At 65.3% G+C, this 18,101-nt stretch carries 17 protein-coding genes and 1 pseudogene; 16 read left to right on the top strand and 2 right to left on the bottom strand.

Annotation, left to right across the window (positions count from 1 at the left end; translation table 11 throughout):
* Positions 1-112 precede the first annotated feature (112 nt).
* From BMI91_RS04955 to BMI91_RS04930, 6 genes are all read left to right on the top strand, one after another.
* Positions 113-430 carry a PepSY domain-containing protein gene (locus tag BMI91_RS04955; protein WP_078604146.1) on the top strand — a complete coding sequence of 106 codons (318 nt, stop codon included), beginning with the start codon at positions 113-115 and terminating at the stop codon, positions 428-430.
* Positions 423-1,100 carry a cytochrome b/b6 domain-containing protein gene (locus tag BMI91_RS04950; protein ID WP_078604145.1) on the top strand — a complete coding sequence of 226 codons (678 nt, stop codon included), beginning with the start codon at positions 423-425 and terminating at the stop codon, positions 1,098-1,100. The genes BMI91_RS04955 and BMI91_RS04950 overlap by 8 nt, the downstream gene beginning before the upstream one ends.
* A gap of 173 nt (positions 1,101-1,273) precedes the next feature.
* Positions 1,274-1,678, top strand: coding sequence for a PepSY domain-containing protein (locus BMI91_RS04945; RefSeq protein WP_078604144.1), 405 nt, complete (start codon positions 1,274-1,276; stop codon positions 1,676-1,678).
* A gap of 39 nt (positions 1,679-1,717) precedes the next feature.
* Complete coding sequence (locus BMI91_RS04940; protein WP_078604143.1) at positions 1,718-2,188, top strand: DUF2271 domain-containing protein; 471 nt, start codon at positions 1,718-1,720, stop codon at positions 2,186-2,188.
* Positions 2,189-2,199: 11 nt separating this feature from the next.
* Positions 2,200-4,407: a PepSY domain-containing protein gene (locus BMI91_RS04935; RefSeq protein WP_078604142.1), complete on the top strand. Its 2,208-nt coding sequence runs from the start codon at positions 2,200-2,202 to the stop codon at positions 4,405-4,407.
* The gene (locus BMI91_RS04930) at positions 4,388-5,353 is read left to right on the top strand and encodes an FAD:protein FMN transferase (RefSeq protein WP_078604141.1); all 966 of its coding nucleotides are present in this window, start codon (positions 4,388-4,390) and stop codon (positions 5,351-5,353) included. The genes BMI91_RS04935 and BMI91_RS04930 overlap by 20 nt, the downstream gene beginning before the upstream one ends.
* A gap of 26 nt (positions 5,354-5,379) precedes the next feature.
* Here the strand turns inward: BMI91_RS04930 and BMI91_RS04925 are convergent, their stop codons facing one another.
* Positions 5,380-6,309 carry a LysR family transcriptional regulator gene (locus tag BMI91_RS04925; RefSeq protein WP_078604467.1) on the bottom strand — a complete coding sequence of 310 codons (930 nt, stop codon included), beginning with the start codon at positions 6,307-6,309 and terminating at the stop codon, positions 5,380-5,382.
* Positions 6,310-6,455: 146 nt separating this feature from the next.
* On the opposite strand from BMI91_RS04925, the gene BMI91_RS04920 reads away from it, so the two are divergent.
* The 6 genes from BMI91_RS04920 to BMI91_RS04900 all read left to right on the top strand — a co-directional run bounded on the left by BMI91_RS04920 (position 6,456) and on the right by BMI91_RS04900 (position 13,442).
* A complete protein-coding gene (locus BMI91_RS04920; RefSeq protein WP_078545676.1) occupies positions 6,456-7,217 on the top strand; it encodes an HAD-IIA family hydrolase in 762 nt (253 codons plus the stop codon).
* Positions 7,211-8,140, top strand: a complete 930-nt coding sequence (locus tag BMI91_RS04915) for an ABC transporter permease (protein WP_078604140.1) — start codon at positions 7,211-7,213, stop codon at positions 8,138-8,140. The genes BMI91_RS04920 and BMI91_RS04915 overlap by 7 nt, the downstream gene beginning before the upstream one ends.
* A 4-nt stretch (positions 8,141-8,144) precedes the next feature.
* On the top strand, positions 8,145-9,026 hold the full coding sequence (locus BMI91_RS04910; RefSeq protein ID WP_078604139.1) for an ABC transporter permease: 882 nt from the start codon (positions 8,145-8,147) through the stop codon (positions 9,024-9,026).
* Positions 9,027-9,089: 63 nt separating this feature from the next.
* A complete protein-coding gene (locus tag BMI91_RS04905; protein ID WP_078604138.1) occupies positions 9,090-10,655 on the top strand; it encodes an ABC transporter substrate-binding protein in 1,566 nt (521 codons plus the stop codon).
* 69 nt (positions 10,656-10,724) lie between these two features.
* On the top strand, positions 10,725-11,600 hold the full coding sequence (locus tag BMI91_RS19670) for a metallophosphoesterase family protein (RefSeq protein ID WP_093476876.1): 876 nt from the start codon (positions 10,725-10,727) through the stop codon (positions 11,598-11,600).
* A 3-nt stretch (positions 11,601-11,603) separates the two neighbouring features.
* Positions 11,604-13,442: an ABC transporter ATP-binding protein gene (locus tag BMI91_RS04900; RefSeq protein WP_093476873.1), complete on the top strand. Its 1,839-nt coding sequence runs from the start codon at positions 11,604-11,606 to the stop codon at positions 13,440-13,442.
* 32 nt (positions 13,443-13,474) lie between these two features.
* Here the strand turns inward: BMI91_RS04900 and BMI91_RS04895 are convergent, their stop codons facing one another.
* Positions 13,475-14,290: a helix-turn-helix transcriptional regulator gene (locus BMI91_RS04895; RefSeq protein WP_158522094.1), complete on the bottom strand. Its 816-nt coding sequence runs from the start codon at positions 14,288-14,290 to the stop codon at positions 13,475-13,477.
* 127 nt (positions 14,291-14,417) lie between these two features.
* On the opposite strand from BMI91_RS04895, the gene BMI91_RS04890 reads away from it, so the two are divergent.
* The 4 genes and pseudogenes from BMI91_RS04890 (at position 14,418) to BMI91_RS04880 (ending at position 18,099) form a co-directional block, all read left to right on the top strand.
* Positions 14,418-15,764, top strand: coding sequence for a glutamine synthetase family protein (locus BMI91_RS04890; protein WP_078604136.1), 1,347 nt, complete (start codon positions 14,418-14,420; stop codon positions 15,762-15,764).
* A gap of 50 nt (positions 15,765-15,814) precedes the next feature.
* A pseudogene (locus BMI91_RS20330) lies at positions 15,815-15,916 on the top strand (twin-arginine translocation signal domain-containing protein); the annotation flags it as partial.
* A 21-nt stretch (positions 15,917-15,937) separates the two neighbouring features.
* Entirely contained in the window at positions 15,938-16,948 is a 1,011-nt protein-coding gene (locus tag BMI91_RS04885) for an ABC transporter substrate-binding protein (protein ID WP_244176549.1), read from the top strand.
* 62 nt (positions 16,949-17,010) lie between these two features.
* Positions 17,011-18,099 carry an ABC transporter ATP-binding protein gene (locus BMI91_RS04880; protein ID WP_078604135.1) on the top strand — a complete coding sequence of 363 codons (1,089 nt, stop codon included), beginning with the start codon at positions 17,011-17,013 and terminating at the stop codon, positions 18,097-18,099.
* The last annotated feature ends 2 nt before the right edge of the window (positions 18,100-18,101 follow it).

Genomic DNA, 18,101 nt, shown 5'->3' with positions numbered 1-18,101 from the left:
TTACCTGCCCGGCTGACACCAAGCTGACGCTGCGCGCCATGCGGCTTCAGGTTCCCGTCAGATTGATCGCCCATGAAAGGTGCAGAGTTGGCCGCGAACAGGAGTTTGGCCCATGAAGAAGACAGTGACAATTCTCGCCTTTCTCGCGGTGCTTCCGGCTGGAATGGCTCTGGCCGATGACGACTGTTTCGTGCCGATGGCGGATTGGCAGCCGCGCGATGCCGTGGCCCAACTCGCCGAAGAGAACGGTTGGACGGTGCGCCGCATCAAGATCGATGACGGCTGCTACGAGATCGACGGCACCGACGCGCAGGGTCGCCAGCTCGAAGTGACGGTTCATCCGTCGACGCTCCAGATTCTCGAAGTCGAATATGACGGCGATGAACATGGTCGGTCCCGCGAAGATCGTGAAGGAGACAAACATGACTGACGCAGCATTTCACGACACGACGAATTCCGGCGGTAGCTCCGGGGGCAGAGTGCGGGTCTGGGATCCGCTGGTGCGGATTTTCCACTGGGGCCTCGTTGCGGCTTTTGCCACGGCTTGGTTCACGGCCGACGAATTGCAGCCGGTGCATGAGATCGCAGGCTACACCGTCGCCGGGCTGGTCGCGTTCCGGCTGTTCTGGGGGCTCGTGGGCGGGCGCTATGCCCGGTTCACCCAGTTCCTCAGAGGGCCGGGGCAGACGCTGTCCTATCTTGGCGACATGCTGCGCGGCAAAGAGCGTCGCTATCTCGGCCACAACCCTGCCGGGGCGCTGATGATCGTGGCGCTGCTGATCTCGCTGTCGGGCACCGCCTTTACCGGCTGGCTGATGGCGGAACCCACGCGCGTGGCGATGCTTCCCGCGCTGCCGCAGATCGTGACACCGGCCTTCGCGGACGAGGATGGCGAATACGGTGAATATGGCGAGGGCGCGGAAGGCGAAGGCAGCGAGGCGCTGGAAGAACTGCACGAGGTTCTCGCCAATCTGGTCCTGCTGCTCGTGGCGCTTCATGTCGCCGGTGTGGTTCTGGCCTCCTTCCGGCATCGCGAAAACCTCGCGCGGTCGATGCTGACCGGCGACAAGCGTGGGCCTGAGCCCGGCGATATCGCCTGACCGTTCCCGATCACATCGCCAAGGCCGTTTGTCCCGCGGCCTCACCTGGCCCCGCCCTCAAAGGCGGGGCCTTTTTCCTGACGCGAAGCTGAAGCGGAAACTGTCCGCCCGTCAGGAAGCGCTCAGGTCCCCTGCCCAGATTGTCGCTAGCAGATGAAAAAGGAGACCCTGCCATGCGAAAGATCCTGATCGCACTTCCCCTCATCGCCCTGCTGCCTGCGGGGATGGCTCTGGCCGACGACGACTACAGAAAGTCTTCGCGCGGCGAAGGAATGTCCCGCGACGCGGTGATGCAGATCGCGCGCGAGAACGGCTGGACTGTCCACGAAATCGAGATGGAAGACGGCCGATACGAGATCGAGGGCCGCGACCGCGACGGGCGGAAAATCGAAGCCAAGATCGATCCGGCGACGCAGCGCCTCGTCACGTCGGACTATGACGACGATGACGAGGACGACGATGATGATGATGACGACTACGGCGCATCGGCGCGCAACCCGGCCCCCGCCGGCACGGTCGCCCCGCCGAAAAACGGCCTCTTCGGTGACGGCGCTCCGCCCAAGGTTCAGGTGAACTGAGCCGCCGCCGCTTTCCTCCCCAAAACAAGGATTCCCGAAATGAAGTCTCTTCTTGCAACTTTGGCGCTGAGCACGGCTCTGACCATTCCCGCGCTCGCCTCCGCGCAGCCCGTTTCGCTCAAGACCACGCTGAACAACTATGGCGGCGACGGCGCTTATCTCGCGCTCTATGTCACCGACCCGTCGGGCGCCTATGCGGGCAGCCTCTGGATGGCGGGCGGCAAGTCCAAATATTACGAGCATCTCAACGACTGGTATCGCGCGACCGGCGGCGACCCGGCGCAGATCAACGGTATCACCGGCGCAAGCGTCGGCGCGGGCCGGACGCTCGAGATCACGCTCGATCTTGCGGATGCGCTTTTTGATGCGGGCTACACGCTGCATATCGACGCCGCGGTCGAGGACATGCGCGACAGCCCCAACGAGGTCGCCGTGCCGCTGACGACCGAGGGCGCAGGCACGCCGGTTCCGGGGCGTCGCTACGTCGCCGATTTCACCTACGATATGTGAGGTGACAGGCCATGATCCGCGCGTTTCATCGCTGGCCGGGGCTGATTGCCCTGGCGCTTGTCACGGTGCTGGCGCTCAGCGGCGCGGTGCTCGCGGTCTTTCCGGTTGCGGAGCGGGTCGCAGCACCGCAGGCGGGGGCGGAGCTCAGCGTCGCGACCCTCGCCGAGCGCATCCAGACGATCTATCCGGGTCTCGAACAGATCCGGCGCGCACCGTCGGGGCAGATCACGGCCTATTGGTTCGAAGCCGGACAGCCCGGCGCGGCGGTGATCGATCCCACCACGGGCCGCGGCGTCGCATCGGCTGATCCGAATGCCTTTCAGCGTTGGTTGACCAACCTTCACCGCTCCCTCTTCCTCGGCGATCCCGGCCGCGTCGCGAGCGCGCTGGGCTCCGTCGCGATGCTGGTGCTCTCGGTCTCCGGCGTCCTGCTCGTCGCACGGCGTGTCGGCGGCTGGCGGAACTGGTTCTCGCGTTTGCGCGGGCCGCTCGCCGGTCGGCTCCACGTCGAGATCGCGCGCATCGCGGTGGTCGGCCTGCTTCTATCCTCCGCCACGTCTTTGTGGATGACGGCCTCGACCTTCGAGCTTATCCCCGATGGTGGGCCTTCGCTCGGCATCCCCGCCGAGGTGAGCGGTCAAACAGACGCGCCGCTTGCCGGTCTTGCGATGCTCGGCGACACGCCCGTCACGCAACTGCGGAGCCTGAGCTTCCCCTATGACGGCGATGCCACCGATGTTTTCACCCTGAAGACCGATCGCGGCACCGGCTATCTCGATCAGGGTACCGGCGCGGTGCTTGCCTGGGCGGACCTGACCGCATGGCAACGCATTACTGAGACCATCTACATGCTGCACACGGGGCAGGGCGCTGCGCTGCTTGGCGCGGTGCTGGGTCTCATGGCGCTGGGCGTGCCGGTGATGGGTCTCACTGGCCTGACGATCTGGCTCGCGGGTCGGCGCGGCCGCCCGCGCATCCGGGCTAACCAACCAGCCGCGCGCGCGGAGACGATCCTCCTTGTCGGCAGTGAAAGCGGCAGCACCTGGGGTTTTGCCGCGACCCTGCACGCGGCGCTGCGTGCGGCGGGCCAGAGTGTTCACATCGCGCCGATGTCCTCCTTCGTCCCCGAGCGCTACGCCCATGCCGATCGGATCATCGTGCTCGCGGCCACTTATGGCGACGGGGCGGAGCCCAGTTCCGCGAAAGGCTTCCTGACCAAACTCGACGCCTGCTCCGATGCGCTGGATATTCCGATTGCCGTGCTTGGTTTCGGGGACCGGAGTTTCCCTGCCTATTGCGCCTACGCCCAGACGATCGCCGACACCGTGGACGCGAAGGGTTGGCCGGTTCTTCTGCCCTATGACACGATCGACCGGCAGTCGCCGCAGGCGTTTGCGCGCTGGGGGCAGGCGCTGGGTGCGGCGCTCGGGATCGCGCTCGAACTGCACCACCAACCGACGCCCCCTGCCACGACCGAACTCACGCTCCAGTCGCGGCGCGATTATGGGGCCGACGTGCAGGCTCCGACGTCGATCCTGCGCTTTTCCCTGCCGCGCGCTACGTTCTGGCAGCGGCTGACGGGGGCGGGCATTACGCGGTTTGCCGCAGGAGATCTGATCGGGATCCTGCCCGAAGGGGCGCCCACACCGCGCCTCTATTCGCTCGCGTCGTCGCGCCGCGACGGCTTTCTGGAGATCGTGGTCAAGAAACACCCTGGCGGGTTGTGTTCCGGCCAACTGACGGCGCTCGAGCCGGGAGAGAGCGTCCGCGCCTTCGTCCGACGCAATCCCGCCTTCCGTCCGGACCGCTCGCGCGCGCCGTTGATCCTGATCGGTGCGGGCACGGGGATCGGCCCTCTCGTGGGCTTCGTGCGCGAAAACGAGCAACGGCGCCCAATCCACCTCTTCTTCGGGATGCGCGATCCGCAAAGCGATTTCCTCTATGCGCAGGAGTTGGGCGGCTGGAAGAACGAAGGGCGTCTGTCGCGGCTCGTGACCTCGGTCTCGCGCGGCCAGCGACCGCGCTACGTTCAGGATGCGATGCGCGCCGATGCTCCCGAACTGGTCCGGTTGGTGCAGAGCGGCGCGCGGATCATGGTGTGCGGCGGGCGGGACATGGCGGCGGGTGTCGCCGATGCCCTGCATGACATCCTCGCGGCTTCGGGCCTGAGTGCGACCAAACTGAAAACGGAGGGACGGTATGTCGAAGACATCTTCTGATCTGCTGCGCCACGCTCTGCACGGCGCGACCATGGGCACCCGCTGGACCGCCCTGTTCTTCGCGCCGCCCGAGCGCGATCCCGCGCCGATCCAAGCCGCGCTTCAGGCGGCGGTTGCCGAAGTCGATGCGCAGATGTCCACGTGGAAACCGGACAGCGACCTGATGCGGCTCAACGCGGCTGCGGAAGGCGAATGGGTGAAGGTGCCCGGGCGTTTGGCCGAAGTGCTTCGTCTCGGGCTCGAGATCGGCAAAGCCTCGGGCGGCGCGTTTGATATCGGGCTCGGAGATGCGGTCACGGCTTGGGGCTTCGGTCCCGACGATGCGACACCCGAGGCGATCCGCGCCGCGATGAGCGTGCCGCGGGAGCCCGCATATCAATGGCTCGAGCTCGACCATGACCGGGTACGCAAGAGCGGACCCGTGGTGCTGGACCTGAACGGGATCGCGAAAGGCTATGGCGTGGATCGCCTCGCCGAGACGCTGGCCGCGCAGGGGATCGAGGCCAGCCTCGTCGGGATCGACGGCGAAATGCGGGCCACGGGGCTCAGGCCCGATGGTACCCCGTGGACGATCGCGGTCGAGAGCCCCGATCCGCTGCGCCGCACGCCGCATTCGATCCTCGCGCTCGAGAATGCGTCCGTCGCGACCTCCGGCGATTATCGTCATTGGATCGACCTCGGCGCGCGCAGGCTCTCGCATACGATGGATCGCGCGCGTGGCGCGCCCTTGCTGGCGTCGCCCGCCTCCGTGACGGTGGTTGCGCGCAGTTGCGCCGAGGCCGACGGCTGGGCCACCGCGCTTATGGTGCTTGGCCCGGAGAAGGGATTGGAGGTTGCGAGAAAACGCGGGCTCGACGCCCTGTTCCTGATGCGCGAGGACGACGGGTGCGTGAAAAGCTTCGGGACAGGCGATCTGTTTCCCGAGAGCGTCGTGGCGACGGTCTAGGCCACGTCGCTTGGGCGTCGGCGCACTTAGTCTCGAATGATCTCCGCGCCAGCGGCCCCGGCCGGATCGATCTGGCTGGCGGCGTTGAAGAACAGTTCGATCAACTCGTTCCGTTCGTCCTTCAGGGCGAACACGACCTCGTCCACCGTCGACCGGATGTCGCGGATCAACAGCCTGCGCACCGTATCGGTTCGGTAAGTGCCAAAGCGCCACATGAAGCCGACACCGATCCCCAAGGCCACCGCCTCATAGACAGCGTCGCGGGTGTCGGCGATCAGCTGCGGCTCGGGGGACAGGCCGATCGCACGAAAGGCGCGGTCGACGACCTTCTGGGTCGAGGACCCCTGCGAGCGGAAGATCAGCGGCAGCCGTGCCAGGTCTTCCAGACTGACCTCGTCGCGCAATCCGGTTGGGCTGTCGGCGGAGACGATCCCCACCACCTCCTGCGACAGCACGCGCGCGGTGCGGAACCGGCGATCGTTCGGCAGATCGGGCAGCACCGCGACATCGACCTCGCGCCGCAGCAGGGCCGCGAGAATGTCCTGATGCGAGCCGCTTTCCACCGAGACCGTCAGCGAGGGGTGTTGGCGCAGAAGCTGGTGGACGATCGCGATGCCCGGCATGGAATTGCCCAGACCGACGCGCAGTCTGCGCCTGCCGGTCGGGCCCCGGCGTTCGAGAATACGCAGCGCGTCATGCTCGGCCTCGCGCATCCGGGCGGCGATGTCGCAAAGCTGCTCGCATAGTGGCGTGGCACTGAGGGTTCCGTTGAGCTTGTCGAACAGCCGCACGCCGAAGGCGGTCTCGAGATCGCGAATCTGCTGCGCGACTGCGGAATGCGACACCCCCAATCGGCGCGCAGCAGCCGAAAAAGAGCCCTCCTCGGCGACCGCAGTCACCGAGCGCAGGCGGGAAAGCGACAGGGCGCTCGCCAAAGATCCAACCGAAGCTTTCATCATCTGACGGCTTAGCTTGCAGATGTAACATCCACGTCACAGAAACTCGTCAAACCGTGAGCAGTCCGGGGCGACGCCCCATCACCGCATGAACAGACGCGCATCGCGCGAACGGGGCCGAGGCCCCGAACGGAGAGGATTTGCCCATGACCCAGCCTGTCGGATTGTCCGAGTTCCTGTCAGGGCCGCTCCCCGAACGTGCAGCGGTTCTGGCCGATCTCGATGGCTGTCTGATCGCTGGGGACCGCGTGCTGCCCGGCGTGCCCGAGCTGATCGAGCGCTGCGGCGAGCGGCTTTGGGTCGTCTCGAACAATTCCACCGACACCGCCGAGCACCTCTCGGCCCGGCTCGGCATGATGGGGCTCGCGGTAGCTGCCGAGCGCATGGTGCTGGCGGGGGAGGAAACGCTCCGCAATCTGCAGCGCCGTCGCCCCGGTGCGCGGGTTGCACTTTTCGCCGCGCCGCCGCTTGTCACGCTGGCGCGCAAGCTGGGGCTGGTGCCCGACCGGGCGCAGCCCGAACTGGTGCTTCTGGCGCGCGACACCGGTTTCAACTTCGCCGACCTGACGGAACTCACCGCGATGGCCGCGCGGGGCCTGCCCGTGCTGCTGAGCAATCCCGACACGTTTCATCCCGGCCCTGACGGCACGCCCCGACCCGAGACCGGCGCACTCTGGGCCGCGGCGCGCGCCGCAGTGCCCGCCGCCACCGCATCGAGCCTCGCCAAGCCCGCCCCCGATCTGGTCCACGCCGCGCTGTCGCGCGCCGGGGTCGCGCCGGGTGCGGCGGTCTTCCTTGGCGACACGCCCGAAACGGATGGCCGCGCGGCCGCCGCCGCCGGGGTCGAGTTCGTCCTGCTCGCCCGGCCGGGCGGCGTGACCCTCGCCCAGGAGATCGTGACATGCTGAGCTACACCCTGCGCACCCTCGTCCGGATGGCGCTGACCTTCTTCGTCATCGTCACGCTTGTGTTCTTCGCCACGCGCCTGTCGGGGAACGCCATAGATTTCCTCGCGGGCGAGGGCATGACCCAAGAGGACCGCGAGATCCTGATCCGCTACTACGAGCTCGACCGGTCGCTCTGGGATCAATACTTCGCCTTCCTGCGCGCCTTCCTCGACGGGAATTTCGGCCTGTCCTTCATCGAGCGCCGACCGGTCATCCAGATCGTGACGGAGCGGTTGTGGCCCTCGGCGCAGCTTCTCCTGTCGGCGATCGGGCTCACGCTCGTCGTGTCGCTCCCGCTGGGCATGATCGCCGCGATCTGGCGCAAGCACTGGCTGGGCAGCGCGGCGATGGTCGTGGCCTTCCTCGGCTATGCGGTGCCCAACTTCATCCTCGCCGTGGTGATGGTCCTGGTCTTCGCCTACTGGCTGAACTGGTTGCCGGTGGTGGGCAACGGAACGCCGCTGCATTTCATCATGCCGACGCTGGCGATGTCGGGCGTGCTGATCGCCGCGCTCACGCGCTTCACCCGCAACGCCATGCTCGACGTGCTGGGGCAAGACTTCATGCGCACCGCCCGCGCCAAGGGCCTGCCCGAGCGCGCGGTGATCCTGCGCCACGGATTGCGCAACGCCTCGATCACGCTGCTGTCGGTGATCGGTCTTCAGATCGCGGGGCTCGCCGCCTCCGGCTCGGTGGTGGTGGAATCGATCTTCGCCTGGCCCGGCATCGGCGACCTGCTCGTCTCCTCGGCAATCCGGCGCGACTACCCGGTGCTCCAGTTCGGGGTCATCACCGTCGCCATCGCCGTCATCCTCATCAACGCCGCCATCGACCTTGCCTACGCATGGGCCGATCCGCGCCTGCGCCATCAACTCAAAGGGTGATCCGATGACCATGGCCCTCAACACTCCCGCGCCTTCGGCTTTGAGCCGCCTTTGGACCGGCACCAACGTGATCCAGAAAGTCGCCTTCGCGGTCGGGCTGGCCCTCTTGCTCATGGCTTTCCTCGGCCCACTGATCGCACCGCACGATCCCAATGCGCAAAGCCTGCTCTCGCGGCTGCGCCCGCCGATCGGCTTCGACCGGGCGAAGGTCGCCTATCCGCTGGGCACGGACGAGCTGGGCCGCGATGTCCTCTCGCGCAGCCTGCACGGTCTGCGCCTGACGCTGATGCTGGCGATCCTCGGCGCGCTGCTGGGGCTTCTCGTGGGCGGGCTTCTCGGGCTGTTGGCAGGCGTGGTCGGCGGACGCACCGATGCCGCGATCATGTCGGCGGTCGACACCCAGATCGCGGTGCCCTTCACGCTGATCGCGCTGTTTACGCTCGCGATCTTCGGCAGCTCGCTTCAGGTGATGGTCATCGTCCTCGGCCTCGCCGGCTGGGAGCAATATGCCCGGATCGTGCGCGGCGATGTGCGCCGCCTGATGCATCTGCCCTTCATCGAGGCCGCCCGTGCCGCAGGTGCCAGTCCGCGGCGCATCGCCTTCACCCACCTGCTGCCCAATATCGTCTCGCCGCTGGTGGTCCAGTTCACGCTGTCGCTGTCGAATATCGTGCTGCTCGAAAGCACGCTGTCCTTCCTCGGCCTCGGCGTGCAGCCGCCCACCGCGACGCTTGGTTCGATGGTCGGTATCGGTCGCGACTACATGCCGACCGCCCCCTGGATCGTCATCGTCCCCGCCGCGCTGATCGTGTTGCTGACCTTCGCCGTCCAGGTGGTCGGTGACTGGTTACGCGACAGCGTCGACGTGCGCCTGCGCGCACGCTGACACCCCGCAACAAGAACAGAAGGCCGCAAGCGCCCGTCGTCAAACCCTGCAATGGAGATACCAATGCTCAGACTGCTCGTTTCCACCGCTCTTGCCGCCGGCATCGCTGCCGCTGGCATCACGGGGGCTCAGGCCCGCGAACTGAAAGTCGGCGCTGCCAACGTCGCCAAATATCTCGATCCCGGCCGCGACCACTCGAATGTCGGCTCGCAGTTCTACTACAACACTTTCGACACGCTGATCGACAAGGATCACGAGAAGATCGGCGGCGAATGGCGCCCCGGTCTGGCGACCGAATGGAACCTCGTTTCGCCCAAGGTCATGGAGTTCAAGCTCCGCCAGGGCGTGACCTTCCAGAACGGCGAAGCGATGACCGCCGATGACGTGGTCTTCTCGCTCAACCGCATGTATCAGGCCACGTTCCCGCCCTACATGGTGCGCTCGAAGGACCGTCTGAACAACTTCGAGAAAGCCGAGAAGGTCGACGATTATACCGTCCGCATCACGGTGAAGCGCGAAGAGCCGCTTTGGGAAACGCTCGTGAACCTGCAGCAGGTCATGATCATCCCCGAAGACTACACCAAGGGCCTGACCGGCGATCCGAACGTGGCCGAGGACAGCGATTACGAAGCCTTCTCGATGGCTCCGGTCGGCACCGGCCCCTATGCGATCAGCGAGTTCAGCCCCGGCGAGCGCGTGGTCTATACCCGCTTCGACAATTTCTGGGGCGACAAGGCGCCGCTGGAAAAGGTCTCCGTGATCCATATCCCGGAAACCGCCTCGCGCATTACCGCGCTCAAGACCGGCGAAGTGGATATGATCACCAATGTCGCGCCCGACCAGCTGTCGCTGATCGAGGCCGACCCGAGCATCAAGGCCGCGGGCAGCGTCACGCCGCTGTTCCACGTCATGATCATGAACACCAACCATCCCAAGCTGCGCGATCCGCGCATCCGTCAGGCGCTCAGCCTCGCGATCGACCGCGACGCGCTGAACGAGGCGCTCTGGCTCGGCAAGGCCGTCGTTCCCTCGACCCACACGATGAAGGAATACGGCGATCTCTACATGCCGGAGCTGAAGACCTTCGAATACAATCCCGAGAAGGCCCGCGAACTGCTGAAGGAAGCTGGCTATGACGGGTTCGAGATCACCTATGACACCGACCCGGTCTATTACACCAACGGCCTTCTGGCCGCGCAGGCCATCGTCGAGATGTGGGCGCAGGTCGGCATCAAGGGCAAGGTGAACGTCGCCGAGAAATGGACCGGCAACAGCAAGGACATGATGACCCGAAACTGGTCGAACCCGATGTATTTCGCGGACCCCTTCGGCTCGTTCGGCGTCATGTGGGCCCCGGATGCGGCCTCGGAATCGGAAGGCCGTTTCACCACCGACGAAGCCTATCGCAAGACCTGGGACAAGTTCCGCTTCTCCAAGGATGTCGCGGATCGTCGCGCCGCCTATGCCGAGCTGATGGATCGCATCAAGCAGGACCCGCCGGTGCTGCCGCTCTATCGCCCCTATGAGAGCTGGGCGATGCGCAAGGATATCGCCTGGGCGCCGAAGCCCGGCCACATCCCCTATGTGCTCGACTTCCGCGCCGGGGCGATCTCCTTCGCCTCCAACTAACGCTCCCCGCCCGTCGCCGCTTATGCGCGGCGGCGGGCACCTTCCCCCAACTCTTTGGAAAGTTTCAGCATGTCCACCCGTATCGCCATCGTCACTGATATCCACCATGGCAAGCCCTCGACCGCGAAGCGCGGCGACATGGCGCTGCCCCTGATGGAAGACTTCGCCCGTTACGTTCGCGACGGCGGCGCCGATCTGGTGCTCGATCTCGGGGACCGGATCTCGGATGAGAACCGCGACACCGACCTGCGTCTGGAAGCCGAAGTGGCCGAGGCGTTCCGCGCCGTCGAGGCCCCGATCCTGCATCTCAACGGCAACCATGACCGCGATCATCTGGAGGTCTCGGATAACGAAGGGATCCTCGGCGAGACGCTCGATCACGGGGTCGTCGATATCGGCGGCTGGCGCATCGTCCTGTGGCGCGCCGATACGCGTATCCGCCGGATGCCCGACTATTCCGGCTTCGTGCTGACCGAGCCCGATGTGGTCTGGCTCTCGCGCACCATGCAGGCGAGCGACCGTCCGACGCTCGTGGTCAGCCACGTGCCGATCTCGGGCCATTCGCAGCTGGGCAACTACTATTTCGAGAACAACCCGGCCAGTTCGACCTATCCGATGGCCGAGCGCGCCCGTGCCGCCCTGTCTCGCGCGAAGGTGCCGGTCGTCTGTCTTGCCGGTCACGTGCATTGGAACACCGTCACCACGGTCGACGGCATCACCCATCTGACCCAGCAATCGCTGACCGAGAGCTTCACCACCGAGGGCGAGCCCGCCGGCGCGATGGGGATGATCGAACTGGGCGACAGTTTCCGCTGGGAGGTCGTGGGCGACGATCCCTTCTCCTTCGAGACCACCCCCCGCCATCGCCGCTGGACGCCCCCGCTGCCGTCCTTCGCCGACCACCCCGAGGCACGCGTCCGCCGCGCTGCCGCAGCCGCGAGTTGATCCATGAGCCGCGCACCGCTTCTGTCAGTCCAGAACCTGAGCCTCGCTTTCGGCTCCCACACCGCGTTGTCGGGGCTCAGCTTCGACATCGCACGCGGCGAGACCGTCGCGCTGGTGGGGGAGTCCGGCTCGGGCAAATCCGCCACCGCGCTGGCGCTGATGCGCCTGATCGAACGCGAGGGTGGGCGCCTGACCGGCGGGCGCATCGATCTGGATGGCGACACGCCGGTTGAGATCACCGCGCTCGAGGAACGCGAGATGCAGCAGGTGCGCGGCAACCGGATCTCGATGATCTTTCAGGAGCCGATGACCGCGCTCAACCCGGTTATGCCGCTTGGCGAACAGGTGGCAGAAGTCTTGTGCCTGCATCAGGGGCTGGACCGCAAGGCAGCGCTGGCGGCGGCCCGTGCCGCATTCGCGCGGGTCAAGATCCCCGAACCCGAACGGCGGCTGGTGCAATATCCGCACGAGCTGTCGGGCGGGTTGCGGCAGCGCGTCATGATCGCGATGGCGCTGGCCTGCCAGCCCGATCTGCTGATCGCCGATGAACCGACGACCGCGCTCGACGTGACGACGCAGGCGGAAATCCTGTCGCTGATCAAAGAGCTGCAGGAAGAGAGCGGAATGGCCGTGCTGTTCATCACGCACGACATGGGGGTGGTGGCCGAGATCGCCGACCGCGTCGTCGTGCTGTGTCGGGGCGAACAGGTCGAAACCGGTCCGGTCGGGCAGATCTTCGCGGCACCGCAGGCCGAATATACCCGCAACCTGATGGCGGCGACGCCGATGCTGGGCGCGGGGGCTCCGAAACGACCGCTCAGCGCCGATGCGCCGCTCCTCGACGTCGAGCGGCTGTCTGTGCGTTTCCCGGTGCGCCGCGCTGCTCCGGGACGGCCTGCGCTCGATTATCACGCGGTCAACGAGGTCTCGCTGACCCTCGGGCGCGGAGAAACGCTCGGGCTGGTGGGGGAATCCGGTTGCGGCAAATCCACTCTGGCGCGGACCTTGCTAGGTCTTGAGGCAGCCTCCGGCGGGCGTGTCCGGCTGAGCGGGCAGACCCTGACCGGCCTGACGGCGCAAGAGCTGCGCCCGCTGCGCGGAAAGATGCAGATGGTCTTTCAGGACCCCTATGCCAGCCTCAATCCGCGGCTTCCGGTCTATGATCTGATCACCGAGCCAGCCCATATCCGCAACCCGATGACGCGCGCCGCGCGGCGGGTGATGGCGGGTGACCTTCTGGAGCGGGTCGGGCTGGAAGCCGCCGCGATGGATCGCTACCCGCACCAGTTCTCCGGCGGGCAGCGTCAGCGGCTTTGCATCTGCCGCGCGCTCTCGGTCAAACCGGCGATCATCGTCGCGGATGAGGCGGTTTCGGCCCTCGACGTATCGGTCGCGCGCCAGATTACCGATCTGATCGCCAAGCTGCAGCGGGAGGAGGGCGTCTCGTTCCTCTTCATCTCCCATGACATTGCAGTCGTCGAACGCGTCAGCCACCGCATCGCCGTGATGTGGGCGGGGCAGGTCGTCGAAACCGGGCCGACCGACACCGTGCTGAAGAACCCGTTGCATCCCTATACCCGACGACTGCTGTCGGCGGTGCCGCATCCGGACCCGCAGCGCAGACCGCTCCAGCGCGAGCGCGCAGCCGACCTGAAAACGCAGAAGCTTCTTCTGCCGCGCGCCACAGACCCCGAGCGCATCGCGCTGCGTGAAGTCGGGGAGGGGCATTTCGTGGCCATTCGCGACACGGTCGAACTGATGGCCTACCAGTCGATGGCGCGCGCCGCGCCAGAGGCGGCGCGCGAAGCGAAGCGCGCAGACCTCGGGAGCATGGTTTTCTAGCCGTCTCGGAGACGTCGGCGCTGGGCGCAGGGCTACCCGGATCGACGCTGCTGCAACTGACCTGCCACCGAACTTTCGTCCAAAGCCTTCAGGAACAGCGAGAAAAGCTGCGCCTGGGACGAGATCGACAGCTTCCGGTAGGCGTTCTTGCGATGGACTTTCACCGTTTCGTCGCTGATCTCGAGATTTGCGCCGATCGCGGTCGTCGAATACCCACGCAGCACCATCGCGATCACCTCTGTCTCGCGTGGGGTCAGCACCCCTCCGGCAATTCGGTCGAGCAGGACCTGCAGAGGGGGCAGGGCGGTCTCCGCCGCATCGTCGCGCGCCTCGCGCGCTGCCGTGACGCCCCAATGGCCGCGCATCAGGGCTTCGATGACGGGGCCCACCTCAGCGAGCCGTGTCCGCTCGCGCGCACTGAAAACCGGCTGGCCGCGTTCCCGGGCGAAGCTGATCACCGCGACCCGCTCCGGCCCGATCGCGGCGAAGATGCCGATCTCGTCGCGAATGCCGGTGCGGCTGTAATGCTTGGCGTAATATTCCGACTGGAAAAACTTGTCCGGTGCCATCTGTCGAAGACCGGCCATCCCCGAGCGCCGCCGTTCGGTCTCGGCGTAGAACGGGTCGAGCAGATACGGACCGGTGCAGTAATCCCAGATCACGATCCGCGCCGCATCCGGCGGCAGATTGTGGTAGAGAGATTGCGGCGTCGCGTTGCCCTCATAGGCAAAGACCATGCAAATCTTGTAGGGAAACAGCGTCTCCGTCGCCCGGTCGAGCGTTCGGGCGAACTCTTCGGTTCCCATCGCAGTGATCGCATCCGCGATGCGCTCATTCCATCCTGACATCGTTCCCGGTCTCGCTTTGATCCGCGGCGCCCGTTGCGGGGAACGCGGCATACCCCTCGGGGGGTATTGGTAGGCTCAGCCAAGGCTCTAAGCTGAACCGGATCAGGAAAAAATGGAATGCTGCGGAATGCAAGCTGATACCCCCCATCATGTCGATATGCACGAAATGCTCGATCGGATCGGCGCACAACATGTGCATATCGGGATTTTCGATCAGGACGGGATGTTCCGCGTCAAACGGGTCGCGCGTGCCAAGGCGGAGAAGCTGGCCAAGGGCGGCTACCCGTTCTGCGATGTGCTCTACAATTGGGACAGCGCCGAGGAAACCTATGGGAGCGGCGACTATACCGACGTGCCAGCGCAGCTTTTCCCCGAGACGGTGCGCGCGTGGCCCTTCGAGGGCGATCAGGCGATCTGCATCGCCGATTACGCGATGCCCTTCGGAGAGCGGTCGGGGCGAAATCAGTTGATCCGCCAGCTCGAGAAAGCGCGGGACATGGGCTTCTCGGTCCATTCGGCTTTTGAGTTCGAGTTCAACCTGCTGGACGAGGACGCGGCGAGCCTGCGCGAAGGCGGGTTTGCCGAGCCCAAGCATTACGCGCTGGGCAACAAGACCTACTCGCTCGAGACGCTGGCGAATGAGCACGGTCTGCTCGATGGGCTCGTGGCGATGATGGAGAGCCTCGGGATCGGTCTCGACGCGCTGCATACGGAGCTTGGTCCCGGCTGTCTCGAAGTGCCGCTGACCCATGCGCCCGGTGTGAAAGCCGCCGACGATGCGGCCTTGTTCAAGAACTTCGCGAAAACCTATTTCCGCCGCCACGGGCTCACCGCCTGTTTCATGTCGAAGCTGAGTGAGAACCTCTCGGGGCAGTCCGGGCACCTGCATGTCTCGCTGCGCAACCTGACCGACAACAGCCCCGCCTTCGTCGATCCCGGCGATGCAGATGGATTGAGCCAGACCGCCCGGCATTTCATCGCCGGGCTGGTCGCTCTGATGCCGGAGATGCTCGCGCTGTGCAGCCAGACGGTGAATGCCTATCGCCGGATGGTTCCGGGCATGTGGGCGCCCACGGCGGCCTCATGGGCGATCCAGAACCGCACGGTCGCGGCGCGGGTCATGAATGACAGCCCCGACGCGACCCGTGTGGAGTTCCGTGTGCCGTCAGCAGATACGAACCCGCATCTGGCCCTGGCGATGTGCCTCGGGGCCGGCTTGTGGGGGATCGAGAACGAGCTCGACCCGGGCCCGCCTGCCTCGGGCGATCAGTATCTTCTGGAACCGTCGCCCGACACCCGTTTCCCGAGCGATCTTGGCATGGCCGCCGAGCGGCTGAACGAAAGCAAAGTCGCTCGGGCGATTTTCGGCGACGTGTTCATCGACAGTTTCGTGCGCGCGCGGCGCCACGAATACGCTTCTTTCCTTCGCCATGTGAGCACTTGGGAACGCGAAAGATACCTAGAGGTCGTCTGAAACAAGAAAACAAAGCTGGCCTTGATCCAACCAACCGGGAGTAAAGAGAGATGACAAAGTCCAAGGGAATACCGATGTTTTCACCCAATCGCCGCACGTTCCTGCAAGGCATGGGCGCGGCAGGGCTCGCGGGGGCAGGGTTGATGCCGCGAAAGGCTCATGCTGCCACTTCCATGAAATTCATGTGCTGGGAGGGCTATGACAGCCCCGACATCATCAAGCCCTTCGAGGAGGCGAACGACGTTTCGATCTCGATCGACCTCATCACCGACAGCCCCGGCGGTTTCGCCAAGCTCGCAGCCGGCGCATGGCGCGATTTCGACGTCGTGGCCACCGACAGCCCGTGGGTGCAGCGCATGGGGCCGGCCGATATCGGGGAATTCCTCGACGATGCCGAGTTCGCCGATGTCTACGAGAGCTTCTATCCGCAGTTCCGCGCCCCCTTCGCGCCGCTGGATTTCGACGGGAAGACGACGGGCCTGCCGACGCGCTGGGGCTGGGTCGGGCCGACCGTCAATACGAAGTATGACAAGCTCGAGAACTGGAGCAGCTACGCGCCCTGTTTCGATCCGGCCTACAAGGACAAGATCTGTGTGCTCGACTGGGGCGACTGGCCGATCATGCCGATGGCGCTCTATGCCGGGATCGATCCCTACAAAGAGCTCGACGACGCCGAGCTCAACGAAATCCGCCTCGTGCTGCGCGCGCTCTTTAAGAACACGCGGGCGATCGTCGGTGACCTGTCGGTCGCGCAGAAAGGCCTGATGGACGGCTCGTTCAGAACCTTGATCGGCGGCGGCACATACTGCACCTCGGCGCTGCGCAAGGATGGTCAGAAAGAGATCATGTCGATCGTGCCCGAGCCGAAAGACGGCCTGAACCAGGGTATCATCTGGATGGAAGCGGGCGGGGTCGTGAAAGACCCGGTGGACGACGCCAAGGCCAAGGCGCTTCTTCGCGACCTGACCTCGCCGGAAGTGGCCGTCAAGCTCGCCTGGACGGAAGCGACCTGCAACCTCGTGCCCTCGCAGGAAGCCGAAGCTCTGTTCACCGACGAGCAGAAGGACGTGCTGCAGATGGATTACATGTGGGAGGCCTGGGACAAATCCCACTTCCACAACGTGGCGCCGAATATCGACCAGATGCTTGAGATCTGGTCTCAGGAACTGGCCGCCGCGCGTTGATCTCCCGATTTGCAAGGGCGGTTTCGCCGCCCTTGCTCCCTTTCTGAGACAGGAAGTCCCCCTTGGTTTCTCCCATCATCAAAGCCACCGGAATCGATAAATACTACGGCACCTATCGCGCGCTGACCGATATCTCATTGGAAGTCGCCAACGGGGAGTTTCTGGCCCTCGTCGGGCCTTCGGGCTGCGGCAAAACCACGTTGCTCAAGATCTTGGCCGGTTTCGAGGACCTGTCGGCAGGCAGCCTCGTGATCGACGGGGAGGATATGACGGAGATCCCCGCCTCGGCCCGACCGACGCGGATGGTGTTCCAGAAGCTCGCGCTTTTCCCGCACAAAACCGTCGCGCAGAATATCGGCTTCCCGCTTCATCTGGCCAAACGCCCGAAGCCCGAGATCGACGCCGCCGTGCGCCGGATGCTGGAGCTGATGCATCTCAAGGAGAGCTATCTCAACCGCTATCCGCATGAGCTGTCGGGCGGGGAGCAACAGCGCGTGGCGCTCGCGCGGTCGATGGTGTCGCAGCCGCCGGTGCTGCTGCTGGACGAACCGATGAGCGCGCTCGATGCAAAGCTGAAGAAATCCCTGCAGGCTGAACTCAAGCACCTGCATCGCCATGTCGGGACGAGCTTCGTCCACGTCACGCATGACCTCGAAGAGGCAATGATGCTCGCCGACCGGATTTGTGTCATGCGCGCGGGGAAGATCGTGCAACTGGGCGAGCCGTCCGAGATTTATTACCGCCCCGCGAATGCCTTCGTGGCCGGGTTCATCGGGGATACCAACCTGCTGCCCGCCAAGGTCACGCGAGAGGGCGATGCATTCCGGTTCGCCTGCGACGTCCTCGACTGCGCAAACCCGATCATTGCCGCCGATCAGGTCGCGCCCGGTGTCGCGGCGGGGGCCGATGCGGCGCTGATGATCCGTCCGGAAATGCTGCGCCTGCTTGCGCAGGGCGAAAGCGCCGACTGCACCATCAGCGGGACGGTGAACGAGTTCTTCATCCGCGGCGCATCAATCCAGTATCGGATCGCGGCGGCAGAAACCGAGATCGTGATGGATATTCCTGGCACCTCCACATTGCCGGCGAAGCAGGGCGATCCGGTGAAGCTCGGTCTCGCGCTGGGCGACCTGTTCGCCGTGGAGGCGTAAGC

It is taken from the genome of Thioclava sediminum (assembly GCF_002020355.1).
GTDB classification, from domain to species: domain Bacteria; phylum Pseudomonadota; class Alphaproteobacteria; order Rhodobacterales; family Rhodobacteraceae; genus Thioclava; species Thioclava sediminum.
Note: the sequence above shows the minus strand (reverse complement) of the source record. Positions and strands in the feature narration are given on the sequence as shown.